Genomic DNA, 22,164 nt, shown 5'->3' with positions numbered 1-22,164 from the left:
GGACCGCGTCTCAGGGGCGCCGTCCTCCCCAGGTAGGAGCGGGCCTCCCGGACGTACCTCCCAAGGCTCCCCCGGAAACCGGTTCCCGGACGGATCCCGGCGTCGCGGAAGGCCGGGACGATGGACACGTCATCCGGTAGTCCACCCCGACAGGAGCTCAGCCTCGTGACCACCACCTTCACCGGCGCCCCCGCCGCCGCCACCGCGCACACCGGCGTCGCCGCCGCCCGTGCCACGGACCTGTCCAAGGTCTACGGACAGGGCGAGACCAAGGTGGTTGCCCTGGACAGCGTCTCCGTCGAGTTCCGGCAGGCGCAGTTCACCGCGATCATGGGCCCCTCCGGCTCCGGCAAGTCGACCCTGATGCACTGCATGGCCGGGCTCGACTCCGTCACCAGCGGCAGCGCCCGCATCGGCGACACCGAACTCACCACGCTCAAGGACAAGAAGCTCACCCAACTGCGCCGGGACCGCGTCGGCTTCATCTTCCAGGCGTTCAACCTGCTCCCGACGCTGAACGCGATGGAGAACATCACCCTTCCGATGGACATCGCCGGCACCCGGCCCGACCGGCAGTGGCTGGACCGCGTGGTGGACACCGTCGGCCTCGCCGACCGGCTCAAGCACCGGCCCAACCAGCTCTCCGGCGGCCAGCAGCAGCGCGTCGCCGTCGCCCGCGCGCTGGCCTCCAAGCCGGAGATCATCTTCGGTGACGAACCGACCGGCAACCTGGACTCCCGCTCCGGCGCGGAGGTCCTCGGCTTCCTGCGCAACTCCGTGCGCGAGCTGGGCCGGACCGTCGTCATGGTCACCCACGACCCGGTCGCCGCGGCGTACGCCGACCGCGTCGTCTTCCTCGCCGACGGCCGCATCGTCGACGACATCACCGGCCCCACCGCCGACTCGGTGCTGGACCGCATGAAGTCCCTCGACCCCCGCGCGTGAGCCAGGGGGTGCCTGACACCCCTCAGGCCGTTCACCGGACCGCGTCCGGCCGGCGGCGAGCCCACCCGAGACCCCACAGCCTCCGTCCTGCGCCCGCCGCGGGACGCTCACCCAGGACTTCACACATGCTCCGAACAGCCCTGCGCAACGTGCTCGCGCACAAGGGCCGGCTGCTGATGACCGTGCTCGCCGTCATGCTCGGCGTGGCCTTCGTCTCCGGCACTCTGGTCTTCACGTCCACCGTCTCCGAGGCGTTCCAGAAGAGTTCCGAGAAGGGCTACGGCCACGTCGACGTGGCCGTCGAGCCCGGCGACGGCAAAGACGCGGAGGACGCGGCGCCCGGCCCGCCCCCGAACCTCACCCAGCAGACCCTGGACGAGGCGGAGAAGCTGCCCGGTGCCGCGTCGGCGACCGGCGTCGTCTCCGGCTTCACCGCAGTCGCCGACAAGAAGGGCGACCTGGTCGGGGACGGCTGGGGCACCCGCGGCGCGAACTACTACGGCGGACCGGACGGCGCGGACCCGCGCTACCCGATGCGTGACGGCCGGGCTCCGCAGCAGCGCGGCGAGATCGCCCTCGACGCCCGCACCGCCGAACGCACCGGCTACCGGGTCGGCGACACCGCCCGGATGTCCGTGAGCGGCCCGGTGCGCGAGGAGAAGGTCGTCGGCGTCTTCACCACCGACGACGGCAACGTCGCCGCAGGCGGCACCCTGGTGCTCTTCGACAACGCCACCGCGCAGCAACTGTTCGCGAAGCCCGGCGAGTACACCGAGATCCAGCTCGAGGCCGCCGCCGGGACCTCGCAGCAGCAGCTGAAGAAGCAGGCCGCCGGCATCCTGCCCGAGCGGGCCGAGGCCGTCACCGGGCAGAAGCTCGCCGACGAGCAGTCGAAGATGATCGAAGAGCAGATGTCGGGCATGCAGACCACCATGCTCGCCTTCGCCGGCATCTCCCTCTTCGTCGGCGTCTTCATCATCGCCAACACCTTCACCATGCTCGTCGCCCAGCGCACCCGCGAGCTTGCGCTGCTGCGCGCGGTCGGTGCCAGCCGCCGCCAGGTGACCCGTTCGGTGCTGATCGAGGCCGTCAGCGTGGGCCTGGTCGCGGCCGTCGCCGGGCTCGGTGCGGGGGTCGGCATCGCGGTCGGCCTGCGGGCCCTCGTCGGCCGGCTCGGCGCGATGCCCGACGGTCCGCTGGTCGTCACTCCGACGACCGGCGCCGCAGCCCTGGTGGTCGGCGTCCTCGTCACCGTGCTCGCCGCCTGGCTGCCCGCGCGGCGTGCGGCGAAGATCCCGCCGGTCGCCGCCATGGGCAGCGTGCATGCCCCGGCCACCACGCGTTCGCTGGTGCTGCGCAACACCCTCGGCGCGCTGCTCGCCGGCGGGGGCGCCGCGCTGGTGCTGTACGCGACGGGCATGGACGACGGCAAGCTCCCGATGGGCGCGGGCGCGGCACTCCTGCTGGTCGGCGTCTTCGTGCTGACGCCGCTGCTGTCCCGCCCGCTGATCGCCGCCGCCGCGCCGGTGCTGCGGCTGTTCAAGGTGAGCGGCAGGCTCGCCCGGCAGAACGCGGTGCGCAACCCGCGCCGGACCGCCGCCACCGCGTCCGCGCTGATGATCGGCCTGACGCTGATCACCGGACTGACCGTCGTCGCCGGCGGCGTGCAGCAGGCCATCGGGAAGATGGCCGCCGACTCCCTCAAGGCCGACTACCAGGTCTCCATGGCGAACTTCTCGCCCCTCTCCCCCGACGTGGAGAAGAAGCTCTCCGCGCTGGACGCGGTCGAGGCCAGCTCGCCGCTGCGCAACTCCGCCTCCCGTATCGACGGCGAGACCGAGTACCTGACCGGCGTCGACGGCGCGTCCATCGGCCAGCTGCTGACGCTCGACTTCACGCAGGGCTCCTGGGCCGGCGTCGCCGACGGGGACAAGGTCGTCGTCGACACCACCACCGCGCGGCAGCACGACTGGAAGATCGGCTCCGACTTCCGTGTCACCTACGCCGACGGCAAGCGGGGCACGCTCACCGTCAGCGGCCTGTACGAGAGCAACCAGCTCGTCCGCGGCATCATGCTGGACACCGGCACCCTCACCCCGCACATGGCCAAGGTGACGGACATGCAGGTGATGGTGAAGACCCAGGACGGCGCGAGCGCCCAGGTGAAGGACGCACTGGAGAAGGCCCTCGGGAACAACCCGGCCGTCCTCGTCCAGGACCAGCAGGACATCTCCGAGGACATCGCGAAGATGATCAGCCTGCTGCTGAACATCCTCTACGGTCTGCTGGCCATGGCCGTCGTCGTGGCCGTGCTGGGCGTCGTGAACACCCTGGCGATGTCGGTCTTCGAACGCGGGCAGGAGATCGGCATGCTGCGCGCGATCGGCCTCGACCGGCGCGGCGTGAAGCGGATGGTGCGGCTGGAGTCGCTGGTGATCTCGCTGTTCGGCGGGGTGCTGGGCATCGGCCTCGGCGTCTTCCTCGGCTGGGCCGTCGGCGAGCTGATCGCCGCGGCGGGCCTGACGACGTACGCGCTGGTACTGCCCTGGGACCGGCTGGCCGTGTTCCTGGGGCTGGCGGCGCTGGTCGGGGTCCTGGCGGCGCTGTGGCCCGCGCGGCGCGCCGCGCGGCTCAACATGCTGGCGGCCATCAAGACCGAATGACCCCCCTTCCCCGACGGCGGGGCGGCGCCCTTCCGGGGGTGCCGCCCCGCGGTGCGCGGAGCGGTACTCCGCGCGCCTTCCCGCGCCGGGAAGGCGTCAGCCGCCCCAGAGGCGGGGGCGGAGGGGAAGGCGGGAGTCCCCGTCAGGCGTGGTCCGGACGGCCAGCACCTGGTTGACGCCGATGCGGTTGCGCTCGAAGGCCAGCGCCGACGCGGCCATGTAGAGGCGCCACACACGCGCCCGCCCCGGCGACACGAGCCGCACGGCGTCCGCCCAGCCGCGCTCCAGGTTCCGCACCCATGCGCGCAGTGTCAGCGCGTAGTGCTCCCGCAGCACGTCGACGTCACGCACCTCCAGGCCCGCCTCCTCCAGCAGCGCCACCGTGCGGCCGAGCGGCGCGAGCTCCCCGTCGGGGAAGACGTATGCGTCGATGAAGTCGTCCACGGCGTACGCCGCCTCGTCCGCGACCGGGCGCCGCGCGATCTGGTGGTTGAGCAGCCGCCCGCCGGGCGGCAGCAACCGGTGCAGCACCTCGGCGTACTCGCGGTAGCGCTCCGCGCCGACGTGCTCGGCCATGCCGACCGAGGCGATGGCGTCGTAGGGGCCGTCGGGGATCTCGCGGTAGTCCTGCACACGGATCTCGACGCGGTCGGTCAGGCCCTCCTCGGCGATCCGCTTCCGCGCGTAACCGGCCTGCTCGCGGGAGAGGGTGACGCCGACGACGTCCACGCCGTATGCGCGGGCGGCGTGCAGGGCCAGCGAGCCCCAGCCGCAGCCGACGTCGAGGAGGCGCATCCCGGGGCGCAGGCCGAGCTTGCGGCAGATCAGGTCGAGCTTGGCCCGCTGGGCGCCTTCGAGGGTCCCGCCGGGCTCCCAGTAGGCGCACGAATAGACCATCGACGGGCCGAGCACCAGCGCGTAGAAGTCGTTGCCGACGTCGTAGTGGTGGCTGACGGCCGCGCGGTCGCGGCGGCGGGTGTGCCGCAGGCCGCCGCGGCGGCGGGCCTCCTCCGGCGGGGGCGGCGGCGCGGGCCACGGACCGGCCAGCGCGACCAGTTCGCGGGCGGCGGTCCGTACGGCGGGGTCCCGCGCGAGGGCGAGCAGGCCCCGGCGGGAGGCGCCCTCGTCGCTTGCGCCGGAGTCGCCCCTCTCCCAGAGGAAGCCGGCGATCAGGTCGAGCAGCGCGTACAGGTCGCCGTCGACATCGATCTCGCCGGCCACCCAGGCGCGGGCCAGGCCGATTTCACCGGGCCGCCACAGCAGCCTGCGCAATGCTCGGCGGTGACGGATCACCAGGGCGGGCGCCCCGGGCGGACCGGCCTCGCTGCCGTCCCAGGCGCGAAGACGCACCGGGAGCGGAGTTCCGAGGACTCTTCCGGCGAGTGCGTGCAGCCGCGGTGCGGCACCGGCCATGGCACACCTCCGAGGGGAGAAGCGACGACTCGAGAGCGACGACTCCTCCCATAACACACCGGAGTCGTCCGGTATGCCTACCGTTTCCGGGAATCACCGGCACGCGGTACGCCGAAGGGGCGTGAGCCCCACGGATGGCTCACGCCCCTTCGGCGTACGGATGGTGGCGAGGTCAGCCGGCGTTGGCCTTCTCCTTGGCGGCCTCGGCCTTGACTGCGGTCTCGGCCTTGGCGGACGCGGCGGCGGTGACCGGCGCGGCGGCCTCGTAGAACTCCTCGCGCGGCTTCTCCATCGCGCCCAGCGAGACGACCTCGCGCTTGAGGAACATGCCGAGCGTCCAGTCGGCGAAGACCCGGATCTTGCGGTTCCAGGTCGGCACGGCCAGGCCGTGGTAGCCGCGGTGCATGTACCAGGCGAGGCGGCCGCGCAGCCTGATGCGCAGCTTGCCCAGGACGACCATGGCGACACCCTTGTGCAGGCCGAGGCCCGCGACGGCGCCCTTGTTGGCGTGCTTGTAGTCGCTCTGCGGGAAGCCGCGCATCCCGGAGATGACGTTGTCGCCGAGCACCTTGGCCTGCCGCAGCGCGTGCTGGGCGTTCGGCGGGCACCACGCGCCCTCGCCGGCGGCCAGGTCGGGGATCTGGGCGTTGTCGCCGGCGGCCCAGATGTAGTCGGTGCCCTGCACCTGGAGGGAGGGGCGGGTGTCGACGTGGCCGCGGGGACCGAGCGGCAGACCGAAGCGCTTCAGGGCCGGGTTCGGCTTGACGCCCGCGGTCCACACGATGGTGTTGGAGTCGACCTCGAGGCCGTTGGAGAGCACCACGTGGCCGTCGATGCAGGACTCCATGGAGGTCTTGAGGTAGACCTCGACACCGCGGTCCTGAAGGTGCTCCTTGCCCCACTCGCCGAGCTTGGGCCCGACCTCGGGGAGGATCTTGTCGGCAACGTCGACGAGCACGAAGCGCATGTCCTCGCGCTTGACGTTCGGGTAGTAGCCGGCGGCGTCGCGGGCCATGTCCTCGACCTCGCCGATGGTCTCCGCACCGGCGAAGCCGCCGCCGACGAAGACGAAGGTGAGTGCCCGGCGGCGAACGTCCTCGTCCTGGGTGGAGTCGGCCTTGTCGAGCTGCTCCAGCACATGGTTGCGCAGGCCGATGGCCTCCTCGACACCCTTCATGCCGATGCCGTTCTCGGCCAGGCCGGGGATCGGGAAGGTGCGGGAGACGGCGCCGAGGGCGACGACCAGGTAGTCGAAGGGCAGCTCGTACGCCTCGCCGACCAGCGGGGAGACGGTGGCGACCTTGCGGTCCTGGTCGATGGTGGTGACGCGACCGGTCAGCACCTCCGCCTTGGGCAGCACGCGCCGCAGCGGGACCACGACGTGGCGCGGGGAGATGGACCCGGCGGCCGCTTCGGGGAGGAAGGGCTGGTAGGTCATGTACGACCGGGGGTCGACGACGGTGACGGTGGCCTCGCCGTACCGCATCTTCTTGAGGATGCGGCGAGCCGCGTACAAGCCGACGTACCCGCCACCTACTACGAGGATTCGAGGACGCTCCGTGGTGCTCATGCCATCGAGTATCCAGCACCCGTGAGGGGGGTGCTCGTGAGGGCCTTCACAAGCACCCCGGGCACTTCTGTTACTATGCGCGGCCCACGCTCGCCGGGCACGCGCACGAGAGGTGTACCGCCGGGCCTCACGCCCCCTCCATCACCGCCGTGAGCTGCGGTGACGGAGATGTCACGAGTGGACCGGTGACGTCACCAGGCGCTCTCCGCGGCCGCCCCGCACGGGCGCCGGGCGGGCCCGCGGAGCGCCCTGCGGCGTCGTGCGGGCGCTTATCCGGCCTTCACATCGCCGTGGCGCGGGCGATCGGGGACTTTTCCTTGTGAAGAAGTTCACGAAGTTCGTCGCGCCCGGTCTCCACACGGCCCGCGAAGACCTCCGCAGGCCGCTCACCAGGGCGCGGCCACGCTCCGACGGGCTCCGGACTCCGGGCCACGACGCGACGACGCGACGACGCGACGGACGGCCCAGCCGGGCGCTCCCCCGGCGTGGGCCGTTGTCGGGTCACGTCACGAACAGCCCCGGGAAACGGTCAGAAGGTCGCGGTGAAGCGGTACGCGTGGTGGTCGGAACCGGACTTCGGGAGGCGCTTCACCTTGGAGTTGCGCACCGAACCGGTGGCGTACGCCTGGTCGATCGGCACGCCCTTCACACCCTCGACGCGGATGTAGTCGACGTTGGCCGGCAGCTTCAGCGCCTTGTGCCGGTTGAAGTCACCGACCACGAAGATCGGAAGATTGGGGTGCTTCTGGTGCAGGTTCCTGACCGACGTGCGGAGCTTCTCCGCGTGCTGCAGCCAGCGCGCCTGGCGGTTCGGGTGCTTGTGCCAGGCGCCGGAGATGAAGTGCGTGTTCATCGCGATCAGCCGCTTGCCCGTCTTCCGGTGCTTCAGGACGGCCCAGACGACGTAGCGGTTCGGCGTCACCTTGGCCTCGCCCTTGTGCGTCAGCTTGGCGTGGCCCTTGACGAACTTGAACGTGTCCTTGCGCCAGGAGATCGGCACCGCTCGCGCCGGCTTCTTGTCCGGCAGGAAGTGACGGTACGCGCCGAGTTTGTTCTTCAGCCGCTCCCGGTCCTGGGGGTCGTTCACCTCCTGCCAGCCGATGACGTCGGCGAACGGCTTGTACTCGGCGTTGCCGCGCAGCACGTTGTGCGTGCCGACCGTGAGAGTGACGGCGGCCTTCGTCCCGGACGACGCGCCGGCCTCCTGGGACGGTGCGGCGTGGGCGGACACGGCGGAGAGGGCGACCAGGGAAGCCATCGGGATCGCCACCGAGGCGACCAGCGTCTTCCTGCGCTGTTTCACGGGTAACTCCTCGCTGCTGAACGGTCTGTGCGGGCGACACTCTGCTCATCACCCGAGCCACGGGCAACGCGTCGGCCGGCGCATCGCTGCCTCCCGGTGAGCGGCGCACGGCCGATACGTGGTCACCCCTGCACGCTGACCGACCACAAGTACCGGCCGGACATACAACTGGCCTACAAACCCGGGCAGTCCGCGTTCACGACGAGCGGTGTCCGACGCCGGAGGCCGACACCCCGGGCCGTTCCGGGAAAGCGGAGCAGCGCCCCCGGCGATGACCGCCGAAGGCGCTGCTCCGGCGAGCACCGCCGGTCAGGGCCGTCGATCGGGTGCGGCGCAGCTGTGCGCGATGCCGTCGAGGATGTCGTGCTCGCTGACGACGACCTCCTCGGCACCCGTCCGCTCCATGACCGTGCGCAGCACCAGCGCCCCGGCCGCGATCACGTCCACCCGCCCCGGATGCATCACCGGGACCGCGGCCCGCTCGTCGTGCGTCGCGGCCAGCAACCAGGCCGTGACGCCATCGACCTGACTACGCGTCACCCGTGCGTGATGGATTGCGGCGGAGTCGTACGCGTCGAGTTCCAGCACCATGCCCGCGACGGTGGTGACCGTCCCGGCCAGCCCGACGAGCGTGCGCGCCTCGTCCAGCGGCACGACGTCCGCGGCCAGGTCCAGCGCGGCGTCGACGTCCGCACGGACGGCGGCGACCTGGTCGGCGGTGGCGGGGCCGCGCAGCCCGTGCCGCTCGGTGAGCCGGACGCAGCCGACGTCCACGGAGCGGGAGGCGCGCACCCGGTCGTCGCCGAGCACGAACTCGGTGGAGCCCCCGCCGATGTCCACCACGAGGTACGGGCCCGGGTGCGCGGAGCCGGCCAGCTCGCGGGTGGCGCCGGTGAAGGAGAACTCCGCCTCCTGCTCGCCGCTGATCACCTCGGGCTCCACGCCGAGGAGGTCCACCACGCCGCGCACGAAGTCGTCCCGGTTCTCCGCGTCCCGGGAAGCGGACGTGGCCACGAACCGCACCCGCTCGGCGCCCAGCGCGCGGACCCGGTCGGCGTAGTCGCGGCAGGCGGCGAAGGTGCGTTCCAGCGCCTCCGGCGCCAGCCGCCCCGTGCGGTCCACGCCCTGACCGAGCCGCACGATCTCCATCCGGCGGTCCAGTTCCTTCAGCTCGCCGGTCTCCGGGTGCAGGTCGGCGACCAGCAGCCGGATCGAGTTGGTGCCGCAGTCCACGGCCGCGACGCGCGTCATCGGGCGCCCTTCTCTCGGTCGTCCGCCCCGCCGTCCGCCGGTTCTTGGCCGCACAGCGCGACACACGGGCCCTTGCGCCACCACTCCGGCAGCATGGCGAGGGCCTCGTCGCCCAGCGGGTTCACCCCCGGCCCGGCGGCGAGGGAGTGCGCGACGAGCACGTGCAGGCATTTCACCCGGTCCGGCATGCCGCCCGCGCTGGGGAAGCCCTCCAGCACCTCGACGGCGTCCCGCCGCGCCAGGTAGTCCTCGTGCGCGGCCCGGTAGGCGGCGGCCAGCTCCTCGTCCTCCTGGAGGCGGGCCGTCATCTCCTTCATCACGCCGTCGGCCTCCAGCGTGCCGATCGCCGAGGCCGCACGGGGGCAGGTCAGGTAGTACGTGGTCGGGAACGGCGTGCCGTCCTCCAGCCGCGGCGCGGTCTCGACGACGTCGGGCAGGCCGCACGGGCAGCGGTGCGCGATGGCGCGCAGGCCGCGCGGAGGGCGGCCGAGCTGTTCCCGGAACGCGGCGACGTCCGCGTCGGTGGGGGGCGTGGAATCGGTCTGGGGCGGAGGGGTGTCCATCTCGGGGGTGTTCTCTTCGCTGCCGGTGTCGGGTGTGCGGACGTTCCGTGCCGTCACGCGGCGCGGCGGTCCGGTCGGCCGCGCCCGCGACGGCGGGGTACGCGGGAGAGCTTACGGGCCGGTCGGGGCGGCGGGGCCCCTACCGGGAGCCGGCCTCGTTCGGGCCGGCGGCGCCCCGTCGGGCGTCGTCACGGTCGGCTGCGTCGCCACGGTCGGCTGCGTCGAGGCCCTCCCACAGGTTGCGGTACCAGGGCCGGTCGGAGGCGTCGCCCTGCGGGCGCCGTTCGTCCTCGGCGCCGCGCTCCGTCAGGTAGCCGGTCTCGCCGGGGCGCAGCATGTGCAGCCGCTCGCGTGCGCGCTGCTCGACGAACGCGGGGTCCTGCCAGCGCGCCTTGAGCCGCCGCAGGTCCTCCACGCGCTCCTGGCGCCGTTCGGCCTCCTGGCGCAGCTCGTCGATCTCGGACTGCTGGGCGATGTACTGCCGCAGCGGATAGGCGAGGGCCACGACCAGCGAGCACAGGACGAGGGCGAGCAGGGCCGCACGGCCGGTGAGGCGGCTGCGGCGCGGGGCGCGTACGCGGCGGCTCTGGGCCCGGTAGACGCGCTCCGCGGCCTGGGAGCCGAGTGCCCGGAGTCTCGCGGTGGTCGAGAAGCGGTCCGCAGGCACGTTCCTCCCCGGCGTCGGACGTCACGGTCTCCTCGGCGCGCGTGCCGCACACGCGCCCGTCCCCGCCACCGTACGGGAACGATGGCGGGGACGGGCGCGGAGCGCGTCGCGGGTGGCACCGGTTTCGCCCGGTCGGCACGTTGCGGCGCCGCGGGCCGGCTCCGGTCTCAGCCCTTGAACCGCGGGAACGCCGAACGGCCCGCGTACACGGCGGCGTCGTCGAGGATCTCCTCGATGCGCAGCAGCTGGTTGTACTTGGCGACGCGGTCGGAACGGGCGGGGGCGCCGGCCTTGATCTGGCCGCAGTTCACCGCGACGGCCAGGTCCGCGATGGTGACGTCCTCGGTCTCGCCGGAGCGGTGGGACATCATGCACTTGAAGCCGTTGCGCTGGGCCAGTTCGACGGCGTCCAGGGTCTCGGTGAGCGAGCCGATCTGGTTCACCTTCACCAGCAGGGCGTTGGCGGCCTTCTCCTCGATGCCGCGGGAGAGGCGCTCGGGGTTGGTGACGAACAGGTCGTCGCCCACGAGCTGCACCTTGTCTCCGAGCTTGGCGGTCAGCGTCGTCCAGCCGGCCCAGTCGTCCTCGTACAGCGGGTCCTCGATGGAGACCATCGGGTACGCGTCGACGATCTCCTCGTAGTACGCGGCCATCTGGTCGGCGGTGCGGTTCTCGCCCTCGAAGACGTAGGAGCCGTCCTTGTAGAACTCGGAGGCGGCGACGTCCAGGGCGAGGGCGATGTCCTGGCCGGGGGTGTAGCCGGCCTTCTGGATCGCCTCGACGATGAGGTCGAGCGCCTCGCGGTTGGAGCCGAGATTCGGCGCGAAGCCACCCTCGTCGCCCAGGCCGGTGTTCAGGCCGCGCTCCTTCAGCACGGACTTCAGCGCGTGGTACACCTCGGCGCCCCAGCGGACGGCCTCGGAGAACGACTCGGCGCCGACCGGCGCGATCATGAACTCCTGGACGTCCACGTTGGAGTCGGCGTGCGAGCCGCCGTTGAGGATGTTCATCATCGGCACCGGGAGCTGGTGCGCGTTCGGGCCGCCAAGGTAGCGGAACAGCGGCAGGTCGGAGGCCTCGGAGGCGGCGTGCGCGACGGCGAGGGAGACGCCGAGGATGGCGTTGGCGCCCAGCGAGGACTTGTCCGCGGTGGCGTCCAGGTCGAACATCGCCTGGTCGATCAGGCGCTGCTCGGTGGCGTCGTAGCCGACCAGCTCCGGGCCGATCTGCTCGATGACGGCGAGGACGGCCTTCTCGACGCCCTTGCCGCCGTAGCGGCCGGTGTCGCCGTCGCGCAGCTCCAGGGCCTCGAAAGCTCCGGTGGAGGCGCCGGACGGGACCGCAGCACGGCCGGTGCTGCCGTCGTCGAGGCCGACCTCGACCTCGACCGTGGGGTTGCCTCGCGAATCGAGGATCTCGCGGGCCACTACGACGTCGATGGACGGCACGTGGGTCTCCTTCGTGTGTGTCTGGTTCCTGCCCCCGCAGCCTAACCGCACGGGCCTCCCGGGTCGTTTGTTCCGGTGGTAAAGAAAACACTCCGTTACGGAACCGAGCCATAACGGAGTGCTCAGGAAGCGGTCACCGAGCGGAGGGAACCGGTCGGCTAGCGGCGCGTCCGCGCAGCGGCGGAGCACCGCTCGCCCGGACGGCCGGTGCGGGTTCGCCGCGGGTCAGCGCAGCTCGCCGCCGGTCAGCAGGTCGAGGCGCTGGCCGGGAAGGATCAGGTCGGGGTCGTCGCCGACCGTCTTCCGGTTGCCGTCGTAGAGCGCCGTCCAGCCGCCCGTCAGGTCGTGCTCGGCGGCGATGGCCGACAACGAGTCACCCGGACGCACCAGGTAACCGTCCTCGGCACTGCCGGGCTTGCCGTGCTTGCCGCGCGAGGAGCGGTCTTCGTCAGCACGCTCGTCGCCCGGGTCACCGCGGTGACGGCCGCCGCCCTCCCCGTCCCCGCGCCCCTCGGACTCGGAGGGGTCCAGGCCGGAGCCGGTGCCGCTGGCGCCGTCGGAGGACTCCCCGGGCGCGGGTTCGGTCTCGCCGGACGGGGGGTCGCCCGAGGGGTCCTCGCCGTTCGCGTCGTCACCCGTCGAACCACCGCTCGTGGAGCCACCCGTGGAGTCGTCGGGGTCGCCTCCGCCCTCGGACGATCCGCCCGAACCGTCGGTGCCACCCGAGCCCTCGGAGTCCTGCCCGCCGTCGGAATCGTCGGAGTCGTCGGAGCCACCCGGGGCGTCCGGGAGTTCGGGCGCGTCCGGGACCTCCGGGTCGGGAACGTCGGGGAGTTCGGCGTCCGGCAGCTCGGGCACCTCCGGCACCTCGACGTCCGGGAATCCCGATCCCTCCGGCAGCAGCCCGGCGCCACCCGAACAGCTGGGCCACGCGCGAGGGCCCTGGTCGGCGAGGATCTTCTCGGCGACCTCGATCTGCTGGCCGCGGCTGGCGAGGTCGGGGCGCGCGGCGAGCACCTTGCCGCCGTACTCCTCCCACATCTCCATGGTCAGCTGGAGCCCGCCGTAGTACCCGTTGCCGGAGTTGGCACTCCACAGGCCGCCGCTCTCGCACTCGGCGACGCGGTCCCACGTGGCGCCGTCGGCCGCCTGGGCGCCCCCCGCCGCGAACAGCGGCAGGGCGAGGCCGGCGCCGGTCACGCCCGCAGTGACGAACAGCGCCGGAGCCTGACGGGGTCGCCGGTGACGGCCGTTCCCGGAGCGCATGCGAACCCTCTCGTCGTTCCGTGCGAATCGATCGACGAACGTAGCCGCACGGCCAGGTCCATCACAAGCCAATGTCACCAGGATCACGTGAAGGTCACGGGCAAAGTGCGCAATCCGCGCATGATGAGGCCGCCACGCCAGCGCAAGTCGTCCGGATTGGACGCCAGTTGCAGATCCGGCAGACGTCCGAAAAGTGCGGACAGCGCGATCTGCCCTTCGAGCCGGGCGAGTGGCGCGCCGAGACAGTAATGGATGCCGTGCCCGTACCCCAGGTGCTGGTTGTCGGAGCGTGCCAGGTCGAGGACGTCCGGATCACCGAACCGATCCGGGTCGCGGTCGGCGGCCGCCAACACCACCAACACCGGCTCACCGGCGGCGATCTGCCGCCCCCCGATTTCCAGCGGCCGCGTCGCGAACCGCCAGGTCGCCATCTCCACCGGCCCGTCCCAGCGCAGCAGCTCCTCCACCGCGCCGGCCAGCCACGCCTCGTCCCCACGCTCCAGCGCCTCGTCCAGCCGGGCCCGTTGGGCGGGATGGCGCAGCAGCGCGTAGGTGCCGTTCCCGATGAGGTTGACGGTCGTCTCGAAGCCGGCGAAGAGCAGGATGAACGCCATCGCGGCGGCCTCGTTCTCGGTGAGGTGCTCGCCGTGGTCGGAGGCCCGGATGAGGCCGGAGATCAAGTCGTCCCCCAGGTCCTCGCGCTTGCGGTGAATGAGTTCGGCCAGGTAGCCGCGCATCTTCTTCACCGCCCGCCCCACACCGCCCCGGGGGGCGTTGCCGTGCCGCAGCATCATCGCCGCCCAGTCACGGAAGTCGTCCTGGTCCTCGGACGGCACTCCGAGCAGGTCGCAGATCGCGTAGATGGGCAGCGGGAACGCGAAGGCGTGGATCAGGTCGGCCTCGCCACGGTCGGCGTGGCGTTCCTTCGCCAGCATGGCGTCGATCAGCCCGTCCGCGAGCTCGCGCACCCGCGGCTCGAACGCGGCGACCCGGCGCGGCGTGAACGCCTTGGCCACCAGCCGCCGCAGCCGCGTGTGGTCCGGCGGGTCGATGTTCAGCAGATGCGTCATCAGGTTGGCGCTGCGTTCGCCGGGAATGCCGACCTTGCCCTTGCCGTGCGCGGCGCGCTCGGCGTGCGTCTCCGGGTTCTTGCTCAGCCTCGGGTCCGCGAGTGCTTGCCGGGCGTCCGCGTAGCGCGTGACCAGCCACGCCTCGACCCCGGACGGCAGCGTCGCCCGGTGCACGGGCGCGTGCGTGCGCAGCCACGCGTACGCGGGGTACGGGTCGGCGGCGAACCGCCAGTCGAACAACGGCGGCATGTCGGGCGGCGGAGCAGGTCTGTCGTCGTGCACGCCCCGACCGTATCCGCCGCAGCCTACGACGGCGGGCGGCCGGTCAGGCCTGCGGGAAGTCCTTCGTCGCCAGGGACAGGGCGAATCCCAGGGGAGCCAGATCCAGGTCGTCGCCCCCATGGCCGGTCACGCCCCGCTCCCGGCCTCCGCGGTGCGGAGGGTGTCGCGGTAGGTGCGGGCGGCGGCGCGGAGCGCGGTCTCCGGGTCGGTGCCCTCGGCCTCCGCGCGGGCGGCCAGCGCGAGGAGTTCGTACCCGACGCCAGGGGCGTCGGCGGGCGGCGCCGGGAGACCGGCCGACCGGGCGCGGCTCGACAGCTTCGCGGCCAGAGCCAGCGCGGGCTGCCCCAGCGGGACGCCGTCGGTGACGGACTCCCGCCGCTTCTCCACGGCCTTGGTCCGCATCCAGTGCGCCTTGACGTCCTCGGGCGTCTGCGCGCTCTCGTCGCCGAAGACGTGCGGGTGCCGGTGGATCAGCTTCGTCACGATGCCGGCGGCGACGTCGTCGACCGAGAAGGGCTCGTCCGGGTCGTCCTGCGCGATGCGCGCGTGGAAGACGACTTGGAGCAGCACGTCGCCCAGCTCCTCGCGCAGTTCGTCCCGGTCCCCGGCCTCGATCGCCTCGACGAGTTCGTACGCCTCCTCGATGCCGTACTTGGCCAGGTCCTCGTGGGTGCGCACGCTGCTCCACGGGCAGTCGCGGCGGATGCGGTCCATCACCTGCACCAGGTCCAGCAGCCGCGCGCCCGGCAGGTCGTAGGCGCCGGGGAGCAGTTCCAGCGCGGGCATCTCCTCCCGGCCGGAGCCGGCCAGCCGGGCCAGGCCGTCGGTCAGCCGCGGCTCGCCCTCGGCCGTGGCGAGCACCACGACCGTACGGCCGCCGTCGCGGCACGCGTCGACCAGCTCGCGCGCTGTGGGCTCCCCGACCTCGACCGCGACGCCCGCCTCCCGCACGTACGGAAGCTGTGGGTGGCCGGAGTCGGCGCACACCACGCGGTCCGCGCCGCGCAGCGCCTGCCAGGCGGGCCAGGACAGCAGGCCGGGCGCGACGCGGTGGCTGGTGGTCAGCAGAATGATGCGGCCGGACGCGGGTGCGGGCTGGGGAGCGGGTGAAGGGGACACATCTGCAACCTAACCCAGCTCCCCCGCACGCCGGGGCCCGGCCGGCGGCGGCCTCAGGCGCGCTGCTGCTCCAGCGCCTTCTCCCCGGTGACGTCGTTGAGCCACGGCATCTTCTCGGTGGTCAGCGCGCTGCTCTTGGCGTCCCAGGTGCCGTACCGGGGGTTCACGACGATGTCCATCTCGCCGGACAGCTCGGAGAAGCGCTTGTTGAGCTCCTGGTTGCCCTGTGGGGAGGCGGGGTCGATGTCCCAGGCCTTGGCGACCTTCTGCACGGCGACGTTCAGCCAGACCCAGTCGTCGGCGGCGGACGGGGCGATGCCCTGCTGCTCCAGCAGAGCCTGCCGGAAGCCCTTCGCGCCGCCGGTCTGCTGCTCGTACACCTCGCGCTGCCGCTGCAGCTCGCTGCGGGAGACGCCGACCCCGGCGTCCTTGAGGGCCTGCTCGACGACGCGGTGGCGGATCATGCCGTCCAGGGTCGAGCGGGTGAGCTGCCCGGTGCGGCGGATCATCTGCTCGCCCTGCGGCATCTTCCGCTGCGCCGCGCGGGCCTCGCCGACCCGGGACTGGAGCTGGGCGAGGGAGATGCGCTCGCCGTCCACGACGGCCGCGGACCCGGGATGCGTCTCGCCGCAGCCCGTCAGCAGCGGCGCCGCCAGCAGCAGTGCGGCGGCGGTGGAGACGGTGACGGCGGACCTACGGCGGTGCATGGAAGCCTCCCGGGCGGCGGCGAAAGCGGTTGTGCGCTGTTTCACAACCTGGCGATGATCGATGGTAGGGAGTCCGCGCGGCTGTGACCACCGCTTCGACACACCCGCCGCGTATCGGCCCCGCCGCCGGAACGGATGCGTATTCGCGGTGTCACTCTCCGCAGCTGCGGAGCATCGAGGTCAGCGCGGTCTTCTCGGCCTCGGTGACCGACAGCGCGTAGTGGTGTTTCACCGCCACCCAGTGGCCCGCGTAGGTGCACCAGTAGGAACGGCGCTCGGGCTTCCACTCGTCCGGAGGCTCGTCGCCCTTGGACTGGTTGACGTTGTCGGTCACCGCCCACAACTGCGGGCGTTCCAGGTCGTTGGCGAAGGCTTCGCGCCGCTCGTCGTCCCAGGCGCGGGCGCCGCTGCGCCACGCCTCGGCCAGCGGCACCATGTGGTCGACGTCCACGTCGGAGGCGTCCGTCCACACCCCGGCGTCGTACGGGCTGTGCCAGGTGCCGGAGACGGCGGAGCAGTCGGCGTCGGTGCGTACGTCCTTCCCGTCCCGCTTCAGCACGACCTCGCGGGTGTCGCACGCGCCCTCCTGGTCCGACCAGTGGGCGAACCGGTCGCGGGAGTAGCCGTCCATGGTGCCGGGCTGCCGCACGTCCAGCTCCGCGAGGAGGCGCCGGGCCTCGCCGTCGCCGGGGGCCGCGGTGGACGCCGGCGGCTTCGGCGCGGCGTCCTCAAGATCCTCCACGCCCTCCCGGACCGTGCCGCACGCCGTGCACACCGCCGCGAGCGACACGGCCAGCGACACCGCCGACAACGTTCTCGTCCACCGCCGTGCTCGCGACGCCCGCCCCATCACTGCCACGCTGCCTCCTCGGCTCCCCTGCTCCCCGCCGCTGCCACTGCCACTGCCACTGCCACTGCCTCCTGTGCGGGCGGCCTCATCCTGACAGCCCGGACCCGCCGGCGGGAGGGCGCCCGCCGGATCCGACGCGACGTCAGCCGCCGGTGGCTCCCGCGCCGTCGTCGCCGCCGAGCAGCGCGGCGGCCTCCTCGGCCAGCGCGCCGAGCACCCGGCGGTGGGGGAACGGGCCGTACGAGACGCGGGCCACGCCGAGTTCCGCGAGCCGCTCGGGAGACGGAGCGCCGGGGGTGCCGAGGAGGCTCAGGCGACCGGGACCGAAGCGTTCGGCGAGCGCGACGACGGCGTCCTCGGCTGCCCCGACGGTGAGCAGATCCCCGCCGACGTCATGCTGGACACCGTGGAACGGATCGCGGCGCCATTCTCGGCCTCCAGGGGCGGGGCTGGGTGAGCGCACGGGCTCGGGCGGCGGCTGCGGCACCCCACCCGCGGGTTCGGGCTGCGGGTGCCGCGCCGACGCGCATGCCGTGCGCCGGGGGCCCGGGCCAGCGGTTTCCCGTGACCTACGTCCGGCCCGTCTCTGCATCCCGGACGCCACCCGGGCCGCCCGTCACACCCGGAGCGGACGGGCTCGGCGTCGCGGTGGGGGCGGGGCGGCGGAGCGGGCCGTCAGGTGCCCGGGACGGAGGTCAGGAACTCGCCGACCCAGGCGAGCAGGTCGCGGCCGACGACGGGCTTGCCGCCGATCCCGCCGCCCGACTTGGGCCGCGGCACCAGCACCTGCCGCGTCGTCTGCTTGATCACCGACCGCGGGTACAGCCGCTTCAGCCGCAGCTCCTGCGACTCCCGCAGCTCCACCGGGGAGAAACGGATGTTGGAGCCCTGGAGCGTGATGTCGGTGACGCCGCACGAGCGGGCCAGCATCCGCAGCCCCGCCACCAGCAGCAGGTTCTCCACCGGCTCGGGCAACGGGCCGTACCGGTCGGCGAGTTCCTCCCGGACGGCCGTGATGTCTGCCTCGGAGTTCGCCGACGCGATCGCCCGGTACGCCTGAAGCCGCAGCCGCTCGCCCGGCGCGTAGTCGTGCGGGACGTGCGCGTCGACCGGCAGCTCGATCTTGACCTCCAGCGGGGCCTCCTCGACCTCGCCTCCGGACTCCAGCGCGGACCGGTAGTCGGCGACGGCCTCGCCCACCATCCGCACGTACAGGTCGAAGCCGACGCCGGCGATGTGCCCGGACTGCTCGCCGCCCAGCAGGTTGCCCGCGCCGCGGATCTCCAGGTCCTTCATGGCGACGTACATGCCCGCGCCCATCTCGGTGTGCTGCGCGATGGTCGCCAGCCGCTCGTGCGCGGTCTCCGTCAGCGGCTTCTCCGGCGGGTACAGGAAGTACGCGTAGCCGCGCTCCCGGCCGCGCCCGACCCGGCCGCGCAGCTGGTGCAGCTGCGACAGGCCGAAGTTGTCGCCGCGCTCCACGACGAGCGTGTTGGCGTTGGAGATGTCGATGCCGTTCTCCACGATCGTCGTGGACACCAACACGTCGAACTTCTTCTCCCAGAAGTCGACGACGACCTGCTCCAGTGCCGACTCCGACATCTGCCCGTGTGCGGTGGCGATGCGGGCCTCCGGCACGATCTGCCGCAGCCGCGCCGCCGCCCGGTCAATCGACTCCACCCGGTTGTGGATGTAGAACACCTGGCCCTCGCGCAGCAGTTCACGCCGCACGGCCGCGCCGATCTGCCGCTCCTCGTACGGGCCGACGAACGTCAGCACAGGGTGCCGCTCCTCCGGCGGTGTCGTGATGGTCGACATCTCGCGGATGCCGGTCACCGCCATCTCCAGGGTGCGCGGGATCGGTGTCGCCGACATGGTCAGCACGTCCACGTTGGCCCGCAGCTTCTTCAGCTGCTCCTTGTGCTCGACGCCGAACCGCTGCTCCTCGTCGACGACGACCAGGCCCAGCTCCTTGAACTTCACCTCCGAGGAGAACAGCCGGTGCGTGCCGATGACCACGTCGACCGTGCCGTCCCGCAGGCCGTCCAGCACGGCGCCCGCCTCGGTGTCGGTCTGGAAGCGGGACAGCGCCCGCACCTTCACCGGGAACTGCCCGTACCGCTCGGTGAACGTGCCGAAGTGCTGCTGCACCAGCAGCGTCGTCGGCACGAGCACCGCGACCTGCTTGCCGTCCTGCACCGCCTTGAACGCGGCCCGCACGGCGATCTCCGTCTTGCCGTAGCCGACGTCGCCGCAGATCAGCCGGTCCATCGGGACCGACTTCTCCATGTCCTCCTTGACCTCGGCGATCGTGCTGAGCTGGTCCGCGGTCTCCACGTACGGGAACGCGTCCTCCAGCTCGCGCTGCCACGGCGAGTCGGGGGCGAACGCGTGCCCAGGGGCGGCCATCCGCGCCGAGTACAGCTTGATGAGGTCCGCGGCGATCTCCTTGACCGCCTTCTTCGCACGCGCCTTGGTCTTCGTCCAGTCCGCGCCGCCCAGCCGGTGAAGCGACGGCTGCTCCCCACCGACGTACTTGGTGACCTGCTCCAGCTGGTCGGTGGGCACGAACAGGCGGTCGCCGGGCTGCCCGCGCTTCGCCGGCGCGTACTCCACCAGCAGGTACTCGCGGGTGGCGCCCTGCACGGTGCGCTGGACCATCTCGATGTAGCGGCCCACGCCGTGCTGTTCGTGCACGATGAAGTCGCCGGCCTGCAGCGTCAGCGGGTCGATGGTCTTGCGGCGCCGCGCGGGCATGCGGGCGCCCTCCCGCCCGGCCGCCTTCTGCCCGGACAGGTCCGTCTCGGTCAGCACCGCCAGCTTCAGCGCCGGGTCGACCAGGCCGTTGTCGATCGAGCCGCAGGCCACGTGCACGACGGACGGCTCGATGCCGCCCAGGTCGCCCTCCAGCCGGGCCGCGATGCCCTCGCTGCCCAGCACCTCGACCGTGCGGGCCGCGGGACCGTGGCCCTCGGTGACGTACACGCAGCGCCAGCCGTCGGCGAGCCAGCCCTTGGTGTCGGCGAGCGCGCGGGCGGTGTCCCCGCGGTAGGTCTCCGGGGCGCGCATGCCGAGCTGGAGCACGTCGTCCTCGTCGCCGGCCACGGAGGTGTCCGGCGCGAAGGGGCTCACCGACCACCACAGCATGCCCAGCTCGCGGGCCCGCTCCCGCACGTCCGCGATACCCCACAGCGAGGCCGCCCCGAGGTCGACCGGCGCCTCGCCTCCCCCGGCGGAGGCGGCCCACGACGCCTCCAGGAACTCCCGGCTGGTCGCCACCAGGTCCGCGGCCCGGGTACGGACCCGCTCCGGGTCGCACACCACGCCCATCGCCCCGGACGGCAGCACGTCCAGCAGCAGCTCCATGTCGTCCACCAGCACCGGCGCCAGGGACTCCATGCCCTCCACCGCGATGCCCTCGGCGATCTTCCCGAGCAGTTCCTCCAGCTCCGGGTGCTGCTGCGCCAGCTCGGCCGCACGCCGCCGCACGTCGTCAGTCAGCAGCAGCTCCCGGCACGGCGGCGCCCACAGGCCGTGCTCGGCGATCTCCAGGGACCGCTGGTCGGCGACCTTGAAGTACCGGATCTCCTCGACCTCGTCGCCCCAGAACTCGACCCGCAGCGGGTGCTCCTCGGTGGGCGGGAACACGTCCAGGATGCCGCCGCGCACCGCGAACTCGCCGCGCTTCTCCACCAGCTCCACCCGCGCGTACGCGGCGGCCGCCAGGCCCTCGGTGATCTCCCCCAGGTCCGCCTCCCGACCCTGGCGCAGCGCGACAGGCTCCAGGTCACCCAGGCCCTTGACCTGCGGCTGGAGCACGGACCGTACGGGCGCGACCACGACGGAGACCGGACCGGTGGTGGCGTCCGAGGGGTCCGGGTGGGCGAGGCGGCGCAGCACCGCGAGGCGACGGCCGACGGTGTCGCTGCGCGGCGACAGCCGCTCGTGCGGCAGCGTCTCCCAGGACGGGTACTCCACGACGCCGTCCGGCGGCAGCAGGCTGCGCAGCGCCGCCGCCAGGTCCTCGGCCTCGCGGCCGGTGGCCGTCACGGCCAGCACGGGGCGGCCGGCCTCGCGCGCGAGCGCGGCGATCGCCAGCGGCCGGGCGGAGGCGGGGCCGACCAGGTCGACGTGGTGGCGGTGGCCGTCGGCCGCGGCCCCGACCGCCTCGTCGAGGGCGGGGTCGCGCAGGACCGCGTCGAGCAGACCGTGCAGGCTCATGGGGGCATCCGTCCGGGGTGGCGGACCGGGGGCGTCCGGTCGGGTGGGCAACACGAAGAGCCCGACATGCGTCCGCAGGCCGGGGTCTCCAGCGTACGACCACCCGCCGACAGCCGTCCGCCGACCGGACCGGCTATGCTTGGTCCAGCAGTTAGTCCACCTTTCGTCCCGGCCCTGCGAGGCACTCATGGACGCAGCCCACCAGTACAACGTGCACGAGGCCAAGACCCACTTCTCCCGGATACTGGAGCAGGTCGCCACCGGCGAGGACGTCGTGATCAGCAAGGCCGGCACCCCGGTCGCCAAGGTGGTCCCTCTGCGGCCGACGGTGCGCCGCACCGGCAGGGGGTCGCTGCGCGGGCAGATCCACCTCCACGACGACTTCGACGAGCTCCCCGACGACCTCGCGGAAGCCTTCGGGATGCGCTGATGCGACTGCTCCTCGACACGCACGTGGTGCTCTGGTGGCTGGACGACTCGCCGGAGCTGAGCGACGAGACGAAGCATCTGATCGACACGGAACCGGCCATCTATGTCAGCGCCGTGACACCGTGGGAGATCGCGATCAAGCAGTCGCTCGGCAAGCTCGACGGTCCTGCCGACCTGCCGGAACGCGTCCGGGACAGCCAGTTCAGCCCGCTGCCGATCGGCGCGGGGCACGGCGTCCGTGCCGGACGCCTGCCCGCCCACCACCGCGATCCGTTCGACCGCGTCCTGGTGGCCCAGGCCCAGACCGAGGGCATGACGGTGGTGACACGGGACAAGTGGATCCCGCAGTACGACGTACCGGTCATGCCGGTGTGAGACGGCGAGGGCGCCCGGAGCC

Annotated in this window: 18 protein-coding genes; 4 read left to right on the top strand and 14 right to left on the bottom strand. The window is 72.5% G+C overall.

The window, feature by feature from the left end; genetic code table 11:
* The first annotated feature begins 165 nt into the window (after positions 1 to 165).
* A complete protein-coding gene (locus E4198_RS16365) occupies positions 166 to 945 on the top strand; it encodes an ABC transporter ATP-binding protein (RefSeq protein ID WP_247597714.1) in 780 nt (259 codons plus the stop codon).
* A gap of 125 nt (positions 946 to 1,070) precedes the next feature.
* Entirely contained in the window at positions 1,071 to 3,608 is a 2,538-nt protein-coding gene (locus E4198_RS16360) for an ABC transporter permease (RefSeq protein WP_136183815.1), read from the top strand.
* 96 nt (positions 3,609 to 3,704) lie between these two features.
* Here the strand turns inward: E4198_RS16360 and E4198_RS16355 are convergent, their stop codons facing one another.
* The 14 genes from E4198_RS16355 to mfd all read right to left on the bottom strand — a co-directional run bounded on the left by E4198_RS16355 (position 3,705) and on the right by mfd (position 21,338).
* Positions 3,705 to 5,021, bottom strand: coding sequence for a cyclopropane-fatty-acyl-phospholipid synthase family protein (locus tag E4198_RS16355; RefSeq protein ID WP_136183814.1), 1,317 nt, complete (start codon positions 5,019 to 5,021; stop codon positions 3,705 to 3,707).
* Positions 5,022 to 5,193: 172 nt separating this feature from the next.
* Positions 5,194 to 6,591 carry an NAD(P)/FAD-dependent oxidoreductase gene (locus E4198_RS16350; protein ID WP_136183813.1) on the bottom strand — a complete coding sequence of 466 codons (1,398 nt, stop codon included), beginning with the start codon at positions 6,589 to 6,591 and terminating at the stop codon, positions 5,194 to 5,196.
* 529 nt (positions 6,592 to 7,120) lie between these two features.
* The gene (locus E4198_RS16345) at positions 7,121 to 7,894 is read right to left on the bottom strand and encodes an endonuclease/exonuclease/phosphatase family protein (protein ID WP_136183812.1); all 774 of its coding nucleotides are present in this window, start codon (positions 7,892 to 7,894) and stop codon (positions 7,121 to 7,123) included.
* A 309-nt stretch (positions 7,895 to 8,203) separates the two neighbouring features.
* Entirely contained in the window at positions 8,204 to 9,145 is a 942-nt protein-coding gene (locus tag E4198_RS16340) for a Ppx/GppA phosphatase family protein (protein WP_136183811.1), read from the bottom strand.
* Positions 9,142 to 9,708 (bottom strand): DUF501 domain-containing protein, encoded by a 567-nt coding sequence (locus tag E4198_RS16335; RefSeq protein WP_136185426.1) that lies wholly within the window; start codon positions 9,706 to 9,708, stop codon positions 9,142 to 9,144. The genes E4198_RS16340 and E4198_RS16335 overlap by 4 nt, the downstream gene beginning before the upstream one ends.
* A 139-nt stretch (positions 9,709 to 9,847) precedes the next feature.
* On the bottom strand, positions 9,848 to 10,375 hold the full coding sequence (locus E4198_RS16330) for a septum formation initiator family protein (protein WP_136183810.1): 528 nt from the start codon (positions 10,373 to 10,375) through the stop codon (positions 9,848 to 9,850).
* A 167-nt stretch (positions 10,376 to 10,542) separates the two neighbouring features.
* Positions 10,543 to 11,823 carry a phosphopyruvate hydratase gene (eno, locus tag E4198_RS16325; protein ID WP_136183809.1) on the bottom strand — a complete coding sequence of 427 codons (1,281 nt, stop codon included), beginning with the start codon at positions 11,821 to 11,823 and terminating at the stop codon, positions 10,543 to 10,545.
* A gap of 225 nt (positions 11,824 to 12,048) precedes the next feature.
* Entirely contained in the window at positions 12,049 to 13,023 is a 975-nt protein-coding gene (locus tag E4198_RS16320; RefSeq protein ID WP_281727989.1) for a transglycosylase family protein, read from the bottom strand.
* Between the two features lie 149 nt (positions 13,024 to 13,172).
* Complete coding sequence (locus E4198_RS16315; protein WP_136185425.1) at positions 13,173 to 14,408, bottom strand: cytochrome P450; 1,236 nt, start codon at positions 14,406 to 14,408, stop codon at positions 13,173 to 13,175.
* A 159-nt stretch (positions 14,409 to 14,567) separates the two neighbouring features.
* Positions 14,568 to 15,560: a nucleoside triphosphate pyrophosphohydrolase gene (locus E4198_RS16310; RefSeq protein ID WP_136183807.1), complete on the bottom strand. Its 993-nt coding sequence runs from the start codon at positions 15,558 to 15,560 to the stop codon at positions 14,568 to 14,570.
* Positions 15,561 to 15,613: 53 nt separating this feature from the next.
* Complete coding sequence (locus tag E4198_RS16305) at positions 15,614 to 16,267, bottom strand: SurA N-terminal domain-containing protein (protein ID WP_136183806.1); 654 nt, start codon at positions 16,265 to 16,267, stop codon at positions 15,614 to 15,616.
* 151 nt (positions 16,268 to 16,418) lie between these two features.
* Positions 16,419 to 17,069 (bottom strand): HNH endonuclease family protein, encoded by a 651-nt coding sequence (locus E4198_RS16300; protein WP_247597713.1) that lies wholly within the window; start codon positions 17,067 to 17,069, stop codon positions 16,419 to 16,421.
* Positions 17,070 to 17,259: 190 nt separating this feature from the next.
* On the bottom strand, positions 17,260 to 17,604 hold the full coding sequence (locus E4198_RS16295; protein WP_136183805.1) for an isocitrate lyase/phosphoenolpyruvate mutase family protein: 345 nt from the start codon (positions 17,602 to 17,604) through the stop codon (positions 17,260 to 17,262).
* Positions 17,605 to 17,792: 188 nt separating this feature from the next.
* A complete protein-coding gene (gene mfd / locus E4198_RS16290; protein ID WP_136183804.1) occupies positions 17,793 to 21,338 on the bottom strand; it encodes a transcription-repair coupling factor in 3,546 nt (1,181 codons plus the stop codon).
* 187 nt (positions 21,339 to 21,525) lie between these two features.
* Between mfd and E4198_RS16285 the strand changes: the two genes are divergently transcribed.
* Together E4198_RS16285 and E4198_RS16280 are read left to right on the top strand one after the other, a co-directional pair.
* A complete protein-coding gene (locus E4198_RS16285) occupies positions 21,526 to 21,768 on the top strand; it encodes a type II toxin-antitoxin system prevent-host-death family antitoxin (protein WP_027764043.1) in 243 nt (80 codons plus the stop codon).
* Positions 21,768 to 22,142, top strand: coding sequence for a type II toxin-antitoxin system VapC family toxin (locus E4198_RS16280; protein ID WP_136183803.1), 375 nt, complete (start codon positions 21,768 to 21,770; stop codon positions 22,140 to 22,142). The genes E4198_RS16285 and E4198_RS16280 overlap by 1 nt, the downstream gene beginning before the upstream one ends.
* Positions 22,143 to 22,164 lie beyond the last annotated feature (22 nt).

It is taken from the genome of Streptomyces sp. RKND-216 (genome assembly GCF_004795255.1).
Classification (GTDB): Bacteria; Actinomycetota; Actinomycetes; order Streptomycetales; family Streptomycetaceae; genus Streptomyces; species Streptomyces hazeniae.
This window is presented reverse-complemented; position numbering and strand designations above follow the sequence as displayed.